General features: G+C 33.3%; 13 protein-coding genes. All 13 read right to left on the bottom strand.

Annotation, left to right across the window (positions count from 1 at the left end; all coding sequences use genetic code 11):
- Positions 1–4: 4 nt before the first annotated feature.
- The 13 genes from udk to sal all read right to left on the bottom strand — a co-directional run bounded on the left by udk (position 5) and on the right by sal (position 15,421).
- The gene (udk, locus tag JVU85_RS01405; protein ID WP_002510472.1) at positions 5–628 is read right to left on the bottom strand and encodes a uridine kinase; all 624 of its coding nucleotides are present in this window, start codon (positions 626–628) and stop codon (positions 5–7) included.
- The gene (locus tag JVU85_RS01400; protein WP_002510471.1) at positions 628–1,893 is read right to left on the bottom strand and encodes a peptidase U32 family protein; all 1,266 of its coding nucleotides are present in this window, start codon (positions 1,891–1,893) and stop codon (positions 628–630) included. The genes udk and JVU85_RS01400 overlap by 1 nt, the downstream gene beginning before the upstream one ends.
- Positions 1,894–1,904: 11 nt before the next feature.
- Positions 1,905–2,828 carry a peptidase U32 family protein gene (locus JVU85_RS01395; protein ID WP_204172048.1) on the bottom strand — a complete coding sequence of 308 codons (924 nt, stop codon included), beginning with the start codon at positions 2,826–2,828 and terminating at the stop codon, positions 1,905–1,907.
- On the bottom strand, positions 2,825–3,466 hold the full coding sequence (locus tag JVU85_RS01390; protein ID WP_002510469.1) for an O-methyltransferase: 642 nt from the start codon (positions 3,464–3,466) through the stop codon (positions 2,825–2,827). The genes JVU85_RS01395 and JVU85_RS01390 overlap by 4 nt, the downstream gene beginning before the upstream one ends.
- A gap of 608 nt (positions 3,467–4,074) precedes the next feature.
- Positions 4,075–4,407 carry a DUF1292 domain-containing protein gene (locus JVU85_RS01385; protein WP_002510468.1) on the bottom strand — a complete coding sequence of 111 codons (333 nt, stop codon included), beginning with the start codon at positions 4,405–4,407 and terminating at the stop codon, positions 4,075–4,077.
- 16 nt (positions 4,408–4,423) lie between these two features.
- The gene (gene ruvX, locus JVU85_RS01380) at positions 4,424–4,852 is read right to left on the bottom strand and encodes a Holliday junction resolvase RuvX (RefSeq protein WP_021459902.1); all 429 of its coding nucleotides are present in this window, start codon (positions 4,850–4,852) and stop codon (positions 4,424–4,426) included.
- Between the two features lie 2 nt (positions 4,853–4,854).
- A complete protein-coding gene (locus tag JVU85_RS01375; RefSeq protein WP_002510466.1) occupies positions 4,855–5,118 on the bottom strand; it encodes an IreB family regulatory phosphoprotein in 264 nt (87 codons plus the stop codon).
- Positions 5,119–5,182: 64 nt separating this feature from the next.
- The gene (gene alaS, locus JVU85_RS01370; protein ID WP_002510465.1) at positions 5,183–7,813 is read right to left on the bottom strand and encodes an alanine--tRNA ligase; all 2,631 of its coding nucleotides are present in this window, start codon (positions 7,811–7,813) and stop codon (positions 5,183–5,185) included.
- 321 nt (positions 7,814–8,134) lie between these two features.
- On the bottom strand, positions 8,135–10,528 hold the full coding sequence (gene recD2, locus JVU85_RS01365) for an SF1B family DNA helicase RecD2 (RefSeq protein WP_107377661.1): 2,394 nt from the start codon (positions 10,526–10,528) through the stop codon (positions 8,135–8,137).
- A gap of 3 nt (positions 10,529–10,531) precedes the next feature.
- On the bottom strand, positions 10,532–11,197 hold the full coding sequence (locus JVU85_RS01360; protein ID WP_021459900.1) for a tetratricopeptide repeat protein: 666 nt from the start codon (positions 11,195–11,197) through the stop codon (positions 10,532–10,534).
- Positions 11,198–11,468: 271 nt separating this feature from the next.
- Positions 11,469–12,581: a tRNA 2-thiouridine(34) synthase MnmA gene (gene mnmA / locus JVU85_RS01355; protein WP_204172047.1), complete on the bottom strand. Its 1,113-nt coding sequence runs from the start codon at positions 12,579–12,581 to the stop codon at positions 11,469–11,471.
- A gap of 1 nt (position 12,582) precedes the next feature.
- The gene (locus JVU85_RS01350) at positions 12,583–13,725 is read right to left on the bottom strand and encodes a cysteine desulfurase family protein (protein ID WP_204172046.1); all 1,143 of its coding nucleotides are present in this window, start codon (positions 13,723–13,725) and stop codon (positions 12,583–12,585) included.
- Between the two features lie 61 nt (positions 13,726–13,786).
- The gene (sal, locus tag JVU85_RS01345; protein ID WP_204172045.1) at positions 13,787–15,421 is read right to left on the bottom strand and encodes a Sal family ABC-F type ribosomal protection protein; all 1,635 of its coding nucleotides are present in this window, start codon (positions 15,419–15,421) and stop codon (positions 13,787–13,789) included.
- Positions 15,422–15,430 lie beyond the last annotated feature (9 nt).

The following is a 15,430-nucleotide window of genomic DNA, read 5'->3' as shown; positions in this document are numbered from 1 at the left end:
AATACTATTGTTTACTAACTAAAGTCTGGATTTTTGTAGTCATAATGTCGATTGCAACTTTATTACTTCCACCTTCGGGAATAATTATATCTGCGTACTTTTTAGTAGGTTCAATAAATTGATTATGCATTGGTCGTACAACATTCAAATATTGGTTAACAACAGATTCCATTGTACGTCCTCTTTCTTCTGTATCACGCAATAACCGTCTTAATATACGCAAGTCTGCATCTGTATCAACATAAATTTTAACATCCATTAAATCTCTTAATGTTTTATTTTCCAGCGCAAATATACCTTCTACGATAATAACATCTTTTGGTGCAAATGCAATTGTTTCGCTACTTCTCGTATGATTTTTATAATCATATGTAGGCACTTCTACAGTTTTACCATTTCTCAAGTCAATTAAATTCTCGATTAGCAAATCATTGTCAAACGCAAAAGGATGATCATAATTTGTTTCTAATCTTTCTTCAAATGATAAATGGGATTGATCCTTATAATAATAGTCTTGAGCTAAAAGTGCAACACTATGACCTTCTAAATTTTTCATAATTTCATTTGTAACTGTGGTTTTGCCAGAACCTGAGCCACCGGCAATACCTATTATGGTCGTACTTGTCATCAGCGAATTTCCTTTCTCATCATGTTGTGCGTATAAATAGGACGATCTACTTTTATTTGAATAATTTGCAATGGGTGTCTTGCTGCATCTAATTCATTACCTTCTTCATCGTAAATGTGTGTCACTACTTGTTTGAAGGTTTCAATTTCAGGGCCGAAAAATTCTATTTCTTGACCAGGTTTAAAATAATTGCGTTGTTGAATAGTTGCAATCTGACTATTAACATCATAATCAAGTACCAAACCACAAAAGTCATATGTTGTTTTCTTACGGTCTTGATCACCAAACATCTGCTCTTCATATCCAGGAGTGCCTTCAAAAAATGCTGGTGCAGTGTCTCTATTAGCACATTTATCTAATTCGATTAACCATTCGGGCTGGATTTTAAAATTGTCTGGATCTGCAGCATAAGCATCTATAACTTTACGATATACTGAAACCACAGTTGCTATGTAATGCATTGATTTCATACGGCCTTCTATTTTTAATGAATCTACGCCGATATTCATCATGTTGGGTATTGATTCTATCAATTTTAAATCTTTGGGACTCATAGCAAATGGTGTAACCTGTTCATTATCATACAACAAATCAAGTTCTCCAGATGTATCAACCTCTAATAAATCATAATCCCAACGACAACTTTGACAACACCCTCCACGATTTGAATCTCTAGCTGTCATATGGTTACTTAACGTACAACGACCGGAATATGCAATACACATCGCACCATGAATAAAAGCTTCTATTTCAATATCAACCTTATCTTTCATTTCTTGCATCTCCATGGCACCTGTTTCCCTAGCTAGCACCACTCTATCTAAACCTTCATTTTTCCAAAACTCTACTGCTTTATAATTGGATAATGATTGTTGAGTAGATAAATGTATTTCTAATTTTGGTGCTACTCGTTTACAAGTTTCAATAATTAACGGATCTGCTACAATTATGCCAGTAGCACCTGTAGCCTCTAAATCGATTAAATATTGGTCTAAACCTTCCATGTTCTCATCATGTGCAATGATATTAGTTGTAATGTAAATTTTAGCTCCATATTTGTGGGCGAATTCTACACCTTCTTTGATTTCTGCCATTGTAAAATTATCAGCATTTGATCGCAAACCATATTCTTGGCCACCTAAAAACACTGCATCAGCACCATAATGTACCGCAATTTTCAACTTTTCTAAATTACCAGCTGGTGCAAGTAATTCGGGTTTTTTAATTGTTGTTTGCTGTAATGCTATTTCAGCTGTTGTTTTCATGTTTAAGCCTCCTAATATACCGTTTGTTTATATAAGAAGCCTTCATCAAATGGGCGATGTTCAGGTTGTATTGCTTCTATATGATCAACAAGCATGAATTTTTCATCTTCATACATTTCTGGATCTTCATTATACAAATCAATAGCTTCTCTATATTGGGCTGTGCATATATTGATATATTCTTCTGATTGTAACACACCATCAATTTTCAAGGCATCAATACCATGTTCTAACAACGCATCTAACTCTTCTATTAAGCAGATATCATTAGGTGACATAATATGAGTACCATTGTAATCTTCATAAACAGGATATTTATTATCACGTTCATCATCATATAATAGCAATGTATTATTAGTGTTATTGCGCTCAATTTTCATTTGACGTTCTTGGAAAGTGTAATAATTACCTAATAACATACGTTTTGATTGAAACATACACGTCATACCATGAACTTGTACTTCTATTTCTACTTCACTATGTTGTTTGATGTTTATAATTTCTTCTAAGCTTAATTCACGTGCTAAAACTGCACGCGATGCGCCTTTATTTCCCCAATAGTTGCATTGGAAATAATTAGTAACAAGAGCTTCAGCATCCCAATGTAAAGTAATTGGATTATTTTGTTGCTTCACATACATAATTACTGCTGGATCGCCGAAGATAATACGGTCGACATTTATGTCGTGTAAAAAATTGATGTAGTCTTCTAAGGCATTTAAATGATAATTATGAAAAATACCATTTACGGCTGCATAGGCTTTTTTCCCATGGTCATGTATTAATGATACAGCCTCTCTCATCGCATCTATATTAAATTCTCCAGCTAACCTTAAGCCAAACTTCTGTTCACCGATAACGAATGCATCAGCGCCTTTTGCTATCAAAGTTGTTATATGATTTATCGATTTTGGAGTAACTAACAGTTCTGTCATTTTGATTCTCCTTTAATTGAGATTGCTAAGCCATCATCTATATTGAGAAAATTAGTAACAAAATCAGGATGATTCATTAACCACTCATTATATTGCTGAACTTTTTTTACCATTTGTTTAACATTACGTGACCTTACAACATCAATATCAGCAACAAAACCATGGTATAAAACATTGTCTGTAATAACCATTCCTTGTTCGTTTAACAATGGGCTATAGAGTTCAAAAAACTTTTTAGATTGTGCTTTAGCAGCATCAATAAATATCATATCATAACTATGTGTACTAACATTTTCAAATTGCTCTAGCGCATCACCTTGAACAAGTGTTATTTGATCATCATAACCAAACTGAGTCACATGTTGTTTAGACAGTCGTTGCATTTTCTCATCGCGTTCAATTGTAGTAACATGTATTTGTTCATTTACCGAAGCAAATTGCATAGCACTGTAGCCGATTGCGGTACCAATTTCTAAGATATGTTTAGGGCAATGGACACGTATCAGCTGCTTAATCATATCTAATGATAATTTGTCGACAATTGGGACTTGATTTTCTTCTGCGAAAGGTCTTAATTTTTCTATCTCATTATCTGTTTGTTTGTGTAAATTTAATAAATATGTTTGGTTTTTATCCACATCAATAACTTCCTTTTTTAAATACATAGCATAGCTCATAAAAATAAATCAGTCTTTCTTTGAGACTGATTAGTATGTAATATCTTTTGATGATAATCATATTGTTGATCATCAATATGTGTCTATAAATTTAACTTTATATATTTTACCATAATTAAAAATGAATTTTAAGTATATTCCCAACGAAACGCTAATTAATGTTAACTTTCTTTAAATTAAAGAGACTGAGATAACATTGATTCGTCCAAACCTTTTTATATTTAAAATTTTACAATTTTGACCGTGCATGCTTGGGTTATAGCTCGAGCCTGAAGTCTCTCACTCATACTATTTCTCCGGGCGTCAGCATGTTACAAAATCAGTACATAATCTATATTTGTTTCTATTGCTTTAATTGTTTGTCTCATTGATTTGATAACAAGTAATCTTTGTATAATACTGGCAGTAATTTATGCCGATTCCTGTGAGAATTGCGCTAACCAAAGATTACAGGAATCGGCAGTGCCCACGGAAAGCGTGTATTAAAAAACTGCCAACAAAGTCGGGACTTTGTCGACAGTCTGAAACTACTTTCTCCTTTTAGAGAAAGTAGTTTTTAGATGCATCAATTAATGTTCGTGATCGTGATCATGATCATCGTCCATTTCAGTATTTACAATTTCTTCAATCATGCTCCATTCTTCATCTGTTTCAACCGGCAAGAATTTACCACCTTCACCATTTTCATCTGGTTCATTAATCATTGGAACTAATTCAATTAAATCATCGTCGTCTGACTCTGCACCTTCTTCTGCTAAGATTACGTATTCTTTTTTAAATTCTGGATGATAAAATTCTAAAACTTTACGATAAAGTACTTCGTTACCTTCTTCATCATATAGCGTTAGCATCTCTTCTTCATTATTGATTTGTAATTCTGCATCTTGGTTATGTTCAGTCATCTTAAATTTCTCCTTTTTATTGAATTGAATCCAAATAACCTTGCAAGATAAACACTGCGGCCATTTTATCAATTACTTTTTTTCTTTTCTGTCTAGAAACATCGGCTTCAAGTAATGACCGCTCTGCAGCCATAGTACTTAATCTTTCATCCCACATAATAAGTTCTACAGTTGGAAGAGCTTCTTGAAGCTGTTCCTTGTATTGTAACGAAGCTTCGCCTCGAAATCCAATAGAATTATTCATATTTTTTGGTAAGCCTATAACGATCGTTCCAACGTTCTCTTTTTTTACTATTTGTACAAGCTGATCAATGCCTAATTGATTTTCGCTTTCATTAATTTGGAGTGTATCTAAACCTTGGGCTGTCCATCCCATTAAATCGCTTATCGCAATTCCTACTGTTTTACTGCCTACATCAAGGCCTAATATTTTCTTTTTCAACATAATTATTTATCTGTTTTTTCTTCTAAATAATTTGAGACAAGTTCTTCCATAATATCGTCACGATCAATGTGTCTGATTTGGTTTCTTGCTTCATTATGTCTCGGTATATAAGCAGGGTCACCTGATAATAAGTAACCAACGATTTGATTTACAGGATTATAACCGCGCTCTTCTAATGTATCATAAACATTTTTTAAAACCGTTTTAACATCTTTTTTTGGAACTTCATTGTAATTAAACTTCATAGTTTTATCTAAGTTTTCCATAATCAACACTCCTTAAATAATAGTAAAAATTCTTACCTTTATCTTAACTTACAATACACAAGACTTACAGTGATTTAATATAATCTTTAATAGAACGTAATGATTCTGTTATGTTTTCAGGTTGTGTACCGCCACCTTGAGCCATATCAGGGCGACCGCCACCTTTACCTCCGACGATTGGTGCCATTTCTTTAATAATATCACCAGCTTTAATAGTTTCCGTTAAAGCTTTAGGCACAGTGGCAATTAATGATACTTTTCCACCGACATCGCTTGCTAAAATAATGATTGTATCTTGTAATTTAGATTTAAAATCATCCATTGCTTCACGTATTGCTTTTGCATTATCTACTTCGATTTGAATTGCTAAAACTGGGAGGCCATTTAAATCTTCAACTTGATTGCTTATATCTCCCATTTTTAATGAATTAATTTCTTTATTACGTTGCTCTAATTGTTTGTTCAATGCTTTTTCTTCTTGTTGCATATGCTCTACTTTTTCAAGTACTTGTTCATCTGATTTAACTTTAACAGCTTGTTTAATGTCATTAAAGTGTTGCTGGATTGTTTCTAAGTGTAAGAACGCTGCTTGACCTGTTAATGCTTCAATACGGCGTATACCAGCACCTGTACCAGATTCACTAATTATTTTGAACAAACCAATTTCAGATGTGTTTTGAACATGAATACCACCACATAATTCAATAGAAAATGGTGACATATCAACAACTCTTACCACATCTCCATATTTTTCACCGAATAGAGCCATCGCCCCTTTTTGCTTAGCTTCTTCAATTGGCATCTCGCTAATATTTACAGTGAGGTGATTCCAAATTTCTTCATTTACACGACGTTCAACTTGTGCAATTTCATTATCTGTCATTGCACCAAAATGAGAAAAGTCAAAACGTAAACGTTCTGGTGCAACAAGTGACCCTGCTTGGTTGACATGATCTCCTAGCACTTCTTTCAATGCAGCATGTAGTAAATGCGTTGCACTATGATTTTTCTTAATAGCTAAACGTTCTTGCTGGTTGACAGTAGCTTGTACCGTTGCAGCTTCTTTAACTTGACCAAAACGTACTGTACCATGATGTAAATTTTGACCATTTGGTGCTTTAGTGACTTCTGTTACATCAATTTCAAAGTCTTCACTACTGATAAGACCTTTATCTGCTACTTGCCCACCACTAACAGCATAAAATGGAGTAGCTGCAAGAATGAAGTAAATCTCCTCACCTGCTTCAGCAGAAGTTACGCGTTCACCATTATGGATAATATCCGTAATCTTACTCTCTTGAGTAGTAGTATCATAGCCAACAAACTGGCTATCTGTAGTGATATCTTTCAAGACTTCACTTTGCACTTGCATTGATTGAGAATCCTGTCTAGCTTGTCGCGCACGATCACGTTGCTTTTGCATTTCCACTTCAAACGTGTCCATGTCTACAGTTAAGTTTTCTTGCAAAGCAATTTCTTCAGTCAATTCTACAGGGAAGCCATACGTATCATAAAGTTTAAATGCATCTTCTCCTGCAATTGTATGGTTGCTCTCTTTCGCTTTAGCTACTAAAGTATTTAAAATATTCAAGCCTTCTTCTAATGTTTCGTGGAAACGTTCTTCTTCTGATTTTATTACACGTTTGATAAAATCTGACTTTTCTTTCACATTAGGGTAATAAGGTTCCATAATTTCAGCAACAATATCAACTAATTTATACATAAATGGTTCATTAATAGCTAACGTTTGGCTAAATCGTACAGCACGACGTAACAAACGTCTTAGGACATAACCACGTCCTTCATTAGCAGGCAATGCACCGTCAGCAATGGCAAAAGAAATCGTTCTAATATGATCGGCAATTACTTTAAAAGCAACATCATCTTGGTCATTAACTAAATATTTTTTACCAGAAACTTTTTCAACTTCTTCTATGATTGGAATAAATAAATCCGTTTCATAATTAGTACGAACATTTTGAGATACTGAAGCCATACGCTCTAAGCCCATTCCTGTATCAATGTTTTTATTAGGTAATGGTGTATAAGTATGATCTTTATTATGGTTAAATTCACTAAATACTAAGTTCCATACTTCTAAAAAGCGTTCATTTTCGCCACCAGGATACATTTCTTCTGCCGGATCATCTGCACCAAATGCATCACCACGGTCATAAAATATTTCTGTATTAGGACCAGATGGGCCTTCGCCAATATCCCAAAAATTACCTTCTATACGAATGATTCTACTTTCATCTAGTCCAACAACGTCATGCCATAAATTGTAGGCTTCCACATCTTCTGGATGAATTGTGACATAAAGTTTATCCGCTTCCATGCCCATCCATTTATCACTTGTTAAAAATTCCCAAGCATATTCAATGGCTTCTTTTTTAAAATAATCACCGATAGAAAAATTCCCCAACATTTCAAAAAATGTGTGGTGTCGAGCCGTAAAGCCTACATTTTCAATATCATTCGTTCTAATAGCTTTTTGTGAATTAACAATTCTTGGCTTTTTAGGAATTTCTCTTCCATCAAAATATTTTTTCAATGTTGCCACACCTGAGTTAATCCATAAAAGTGAATCATCATCTATAGGTACTAACGGTGCCGATGGTTCAACCATGTGTCCTTTCTCTACAAAGAAGTCAATAAAACTTTGTCTTATTTCACTCGCTTTTAATTGTTTCATTACTTTTCCTCCATTACAATATATAACTCATTGTATAAATTTTTAAATTTATAAAAAAGCATAAAAAAAGTCCATCCTCAAAAGGGACGAACAAATCGCGGTACCACCCTAGTTATATTCATTAATAACGATGATGCATGAATAAATGCAACTCATCACTTATTGAGAATATCACTCGTTTTAATATTTATTACTGACACAAAGTAGCATTCTATAATCCAAGCTGTACTTTTCACCACACAGTACATCTCTGTTTGTCTTAGATTATATACTCGTCTCTATGCAAACTTAACTTTATTTTATTTTCTTTTGTTGTCAATGTCAATCATTTACGAAGTCATATGGTGATAATTGCCCCATATTAATCATTGGGTCAATTTGATATATGGTACTCTCAGTCAAAGTAACTGTACTATTAAGTTGCTGGTTAATATCTTCTTGGTCATCATCTTTACCTGAGTCACTATCAAAGTAAGCTTGCAGTAAGTCACATAATTGAGTCATTCTTACTTGACCATTTGTCTTTAAACCAATTGTAAATGCATTGGGATCACCTAAAAAGACCAATGATTGTTTTGCACGTGTCAGACCTGTATACAAAATAGGCTTTTGTAACATTCTGAAATACTGTTTTACCATAGGCATAATGACAATTGGAAATTCAGAACCTTGTGATTTATGGATAGATGTACAATAAGCATGTGTTAATTCCATTAAATCTTGTCGTGTAAATGTTATCTCATTACCTTCAAAATCAACCACTAATACATCTTTATCTAAGGCATTTTCTTTAGCCCAAAAAATACCTACAATTACTCCGATATCTCCATTAAAAATATTATCATTTGGTCTATTAACCAATTGCAATACTTTATCGCCTTTTCTAAATAAAACTTCACCAAATGCAATTTCACGCGTATCTTTTATTTTTGGATTTAATATATCTTGTAATACTTGATTTAATCGCTTAATGCCTGCAGAACCTTTGTACATAGGTGCTAATACTTGAATATCACTCATATCATACCCTTTGTTAACAGCACTAGCTACAACTTTTTCAACAACTTGTGGTATTTGTTCTGTTTGACAGTTGATAAAATTACGGTCATGAAAACGCTCGGTAATATCTATTGGTAACCCCAATTTAATTTTATGCGCTAACTCTATAATACTAGATCCATCTTGCTGTCTATATACTTCAGTTAAATTAACTCTAGGAATAACTCCAGAGTCAATTAAATCTTTAAAGACTTGTCCGGGACCAACTGACGGTAATTGATCCTCATCACCAACTAAAATGACTTGTGCATCTAACGGTACTGCACTCATAAATTGATGAAATAACCAAGTATCTACCATCGACATCTCATCTATAATAATCAATTTAGCATTAATTTCATTATCTAAAATATCTTCAGGTTGTGTTTCTTGATTCCAACCAATAAGTCGGTGAATGGTCATAGCTTCTAATCCTGTAGCTTCAGCTAATCGTTTAGACGCTCGCCCTGTCGGAGCACCTAACACAATAGGATAATCATCTTCTTTATAATCGTCATAATCTAAAGAAAGGCCATGTATTTCAGCATACAATTCTACGATGCCTTTAATTACAGTTGTTTTCCCTGTACCAGGTCCTCCTGTTAATAACATCACTTTTGAATTAATAGCGGTTTGTAGTGCTTCTTTTTGTGATTCAGCATAACTGACTGTATTTTGGTCCTCTATATTACCAATTTCTAATAATAAGTCGGACATTTCAATATCTTTCAATTTTTTAGTGTACGTGAAATTGCGATATAAATTTTGGACACTCTTTATTTCTGAATAATACAAACTTGGAATAGCTAATTCAGCTTCTTGCTGTACTAATTTATCTTCATTGACTAGCTGTTCAACTTGATTAGCTAATATCGATTGATCTATGACTTCAGATGGAGGATTAGATAAAATATCCTGTACCAATTCTAAAACAAATTGCGTAGGTAAATAGGTATGTCCTTGTTTAATACACTCTTCTTCTAGTATATAGAGTATTCCTGCTTTTAAACGTTCTGGATCGTTATATTGAATACCGATATTTTTGGCTAACATATCAGCTTTATTAAAACCAATACCCTTGACATCATATACTAATTGGTAAGGTGTCTTTTCTACTACATTGAGTGTTTCACCTAAATAAGCTTGGTATATATTCATTGCTAACTTCGGCCCAAAGCCTAAGTCATGTAATCTAATTATTATTTGTTCTGTTTCTTGGTTGCTAGCAATTTGTTCTGCAATTTGTTTTTGTTTGCTTGCAGATAAACTCGGCACCTTACTTAAAACTTGTGAATCGTTTAATATATCAGCAATGGCATTTTCACCGAGTGTATTAACAATATTTTGAGCCGTCTTTTTACCAATACCTTTGAATAAGTCACTAGACAAATAACTGATAATTGCTTCCTTCGTTTGTGGTAATTCCTTTTCAAAAATATCTGCTTTTAATTGTTTACCATATTTAGGATGCGTAGCTATTTGCCCTTTAAATGTATAGACATCACCTTCCACAATTTCAGGAAAGAACCCTACAACTGTAGGCATACTATCTAATGATTCATTGGTTTCAATTGTATCAACTTTTAATACAGTATAAAAATTATCTTTGTTTTGAAACAAAATAGCATCTACTGTACCTTTAATCATTGAATAGTTAAACAGTGTAGGATCTGCCATGATTTACTCCTCCTCTTTTATTGCTTCGAATGTCTGGATTGCATGTTGACTCATATGGTGTTCAGGGTTAATTGCAACTGCTTGCTTAAAATAACGTAATGCTACATCTATATCTTCAGTATCCATATATGTTGCTAACCCTAAATTATATAATGCATCTACATGCTTATTGTCTAAACTCAATACGCGATTTAATTGTGTAATTGCTTGCTTAAACATTTCTAAATGACATAACACCAAGCCATATTGAAATTGAACTTCTACATCTCTACGATCGTCTTTTTCTGCAGCAGTCATTAAAAAAGGCATAGCCTCTTTAAACGCTTCTAATTGGTTAAATGACATACCAATCATATAATTCGTATCAACCACGTCTACATCATATTTTAACGCAGTTTGATATAGTCGAATTGCTTCATTAAAACGACCTTCATTATAATATACATTAGCTAAATTATAATATACTGGACCATTTTCTGAATCAATTGTTAGTGCTTTTTGAAAAAAAGTTTCAGCATGTTCAACTTCTCCTGCTTCAGCAATTAAAATACCTGCATTAATATAATTTTCAATTTCTTCAGGCTGTGCTTCTATATTATCAAAAAGTGCTTGTAATGCTTTTTCAGTTTCACCATTTTTTATGAATTCATATATGTGTTCTTGTTCCATTGTTAGTCCTCTTTTCTTATCTTGTTATTTATAGCATACAAAAGCTTAAAACATTGGACAATGTGAAATATAAGTGGCTAACTAGTTCTAACTTTAGTTATAAAGTTTTTGTCTAATACCGTAAAGTTACTTAACTTAGGTCTATAAGTATATGTATAAAAAGCAAACAATCTACGCTTTAAGTGTAAATTGAATGCTTATTAAATATCAATTTAAAGTAAGTTAACTCTAACTTAAACTTACTATTGTTATGTCTATAAACTGCATTAATTTATATGACGTAACTTAATTGTCCAGAATTTTTGAAAACATCATCAATTGTAGCCCCGCCTAAACATACATCACCGTCATAAAACACAACTGCTTGCCCAGGAGTAATCGCTCTTACTGGTTGATCAAACGTAACACGAATTGAATTGTCATCTTCTTGTTGTACAAAAACTTGAGTATCTCGTTGTCTATATCTAAATTTCGCTGTACATGAAAAACCTTGTGCTAAATCCACTGGGTTAATAAATGAAAAGTCTGAAGCAATTAAATAATCACTGTACAATGCATTATGATCAAAACCTTGTTCGACATATAATACATTTTCATCAAGATTTTTACCTACTACAAACCAAGGATCACCGTCGCCACCAATACCTAAGCCATGACGTTGACCAATGGTATAATACATCAATCCTGCATGTGTTCCTTTGTTTTCACCATTTAACGTACGCATTTCACCCGATTGTGCAGGCAAATATTGTGATAAAAATGATTTGAAATTGCGTTCACCAATGAAACATATACCTGTGGAATCTTTTTTCTTAGCTGTTGCAAGATCTTGTTCTTCTGCAATGCGACGCACTTCTTTTTTATCAATGCCACCAAGTGGGAACATAACATGTTGTAATTGATCTTGTGATAGTTGATTTAAGAAATAAGTTTGATCCTTATTATTATCAACACCACGTAACATTTCAACATGACCATCATCGAATCGTTGAACACGTGCATAATGACCTGTTGCTACATAATCTGCACCTAGTTTTAAGGCATGTTCTAAAAAGGCTTTGAATTTTATTTCTTTGTTACACATTACATCAGGATTAGGCGTTCTTCCTTTTTTATATTCATCTAAGAAGTAAGTAAATACTTTATCCCAGTATTCTTGTTCAAAATTCACTGCATAGTAAGGAATTCCTATTTGATTACAAACAGCGATAACGTCATTGTAATCCTCTGTTGCTGTACAAACACCATTTTCATCAGTATCATCCCAATTTTTCATAAAAATACCGATTACATCATACCCTTGTTCTTTTAACAAATGTGCTGTTACAGAACTATCAACACCGCCTGACATACCTACTACTACTCGTACGCCTTCATTATTCAATTTATACTTCCTCCTTAAATTTATGATAGATTTTGTGAATTTCCATCGTTATATATTTGATTTCTTGTTCAGTCGATAACTCATTAAAACTAAATCGTACTGAGTGTTTTGCTCTGTCATCATTCTCATACATCGCTGCCAACACATGAGATGGTGTTGTTGAACCGGCTGTACATGCTGAGCCAGATGATACATAAATACCCGATAGGTCAAGTAACGTTAACATAGTTTCAACATCTATAAATGGAAAATATAAGTTCACAATATGACCAGTAGAATCTGTCATAGAACCATTTATTTCGAATGGGACCGATCTTTCTTGTAAAGTTACAATAAACAAATTTTTCAAATTCATTAAGTGTACATTATTGTCATCTAAATTTGCATTAGCTAGCGTCAATGCCTCTGTTAAGCCAACAATTTGTGGTACATTTTCAGTGCCTGCACGACGTTTTGTTTCCTGTTCGCCACCTAATTGCCAATATGTTACCGGCGTATCTGCTTTTACATAAAGGACACCTACACCTTTTGGTCCTCCAAATTTATGCGCTGTTATGCTTAATGCTGCGATATTAAAGTCTTGAATGTCAATTGGTAAATGTCCTACCGCTTGAACTGCATCTACATGAAGCAATGCGTTTGATTCAGCTACAATAGCATCAATATCATACATTGGTTGAACAGTACCAATTTCATTATTTACAAACATAATTGATACAAGCACTGTGTCCTCTCTCAGAGCTTCACGCAATTGTTGTAAATTAACTATGCCTTCAGTATCTACATCAAGATATGTTACTTCAAATCCTTCACGTTCTAACTGTTCAAACACATGGAGTACAGAATGATGTTCAATTTTTGAGGTAATAAGGTGTTTACCTTTATGTGCTTGCTGATAAGCGATGCCTTTGATTGCTGTATTATTTGATTCAGTTGCACCACTAGTAAAAATAATTTCGCTAGGTTTAACACCAAAAAACTTAGCTACTGTTCTACGCGATTCATCTAAATACTTTCTTGCGTCTCTTCCAATACTATGAATAGAAGAAGGGTTACCATAATGCGTCTCATAAATATCCATCATTTTAGTTATAATTTCTGGTTTAACTGGGGTAGTTGCAGCTGAGTCTGCATATACTTCCATGTTTTGACACTCCTCACAATTTTATCAATGTTCCCATGATAGCACCATATGATTAAATTTTCTAGTTGTCTGTTTGAAAGTTACCAAATGCATCAATATCTTTATAATCTTCTAATAAATTTTTGGTAGCTTCAATATTAAAATCTTCTTTTACTTCTAAATCTTTGTTCACTATTGTTTTATTTTCAATATGCCAATGCGTCGCTTGAAACTCGGAGATGATCGCAGCATCATGACTGACAATAAACACTTGTCCATTAAAGCTTTCAATCATTGACATTATTAATTTTTGTGTACGTATATCAAAATAATTTGTCGGTTCATCTAAGATTAATAGATGTGGGCTAGCAAAATAAAGTAATACAAATTGTAAACGGCTTTTTTCACCCATCGATAAATGTTTGATTGGCTGTAGTATCTGATCAGTAGTAAATTGGAATGCGCTTAATATTGTTTGTGCATGACTATTCGTCATACCTTCCAACTTCATAACCAAGTCTTTAGGTGATAAATTATCTGTTAAATTATCATGCTTTTGATCAAAACAAGCGATTTTCAATGAAGGTGAATGTTTTACAGTACCTGTTGTTGGTGCTCTCTTCCCAGTAATAATATCTACAAGTACTGATTTACCACTACCATTGTTACCTGTAACCAAGATATTTTCACCTTTCCTTATATTCAAATTAACTTGGTGGTACAGGCTAGTATTGTTAATGTCGTAACCCATTTGATTAAATTGTAGTAAATACTTATTTTGAAATGTATCGGTTTCTTGAAACTGATACTGTGTTACATCATGTTGATTAGGATTAACAATGTCTTGTTCATTTATTTTGTGTGTTAGTTGTGTTTCTTTTGCCTTGGCACGCTTCATCAATTTACTCAATTTCTTTTGTTCGTATGGATTACGAACACTTGCTTTGGCTTTTGCACTCGCATGCCAACGTTGTACTTGATCCATAGATGAATTTAAATCATTGATTTCTTTTTGCGCCTTCTCAAATGCTTTAACTTGTGATTGTTGTTCTATTGATTTAATTTGTTCATAGTTTTCATAATTACCTTCATACATTGTAGTTTTCTGTGAGGTAATTTCTATAATTTGACTTGCTACTATATTAATAAATGACCTCAAATGTGATACTAATAAAATAGTTTGTTTAGATTCATTGATCATATTGGCTAATAAAGTAACCATATGGCTATCGAGATGATTCGTTGGTTCATCTAATAACAGACACGGCTTATTGGACATCAATGCACGAATAATAGCTATTTTTGTTTGCTGTCCCCCACTTAATTCTTTCACTTTTTTATCTAAATCAGAAGCTGACAATTGAAAAAGCTTAGCTTTAGTTAAAATGTCTTGCTCAAATTCATAACCTGATAAATCAATGAATTCACCAAGTGCATCTAAATCTTGAGTCATTTTTCGTTTTAAAGTTAACAGTGTTGCATCCACGCTCATGATATAATCTAGTGCATGCTCTTCACCATACATTGCTAAATTTTGGTGCATCAAATATGTGTCATCTGGATATTTATTGTGTATTGCAGTTAACAGTGTTGTTTTGCCAACACCATTGTCACCTATTAGTGCTACATGATTTCCTTGTTGTATTTGTATATCTACCGTTTCGATTAATGTTTTCCCGTATAGTTCAAATGGTTTTTGAGCATAATAAAAAGACATTACACTTCT

This window comes from Staphylococcus sp. GDY8P72P, assembly GCF_016890655.1.
Taxonomy (GTDB): domain Bacteria; phylum Bacillota; class Bacilli; order Staphylococcales; family Staphylococcaceae; genus Staphylococcus; species Staphylococcus arlettae.
Note: the sequence above shows the minus strand (reverse complement) of the source record. Positions and strands in the feature narration are given on the sequence as shown.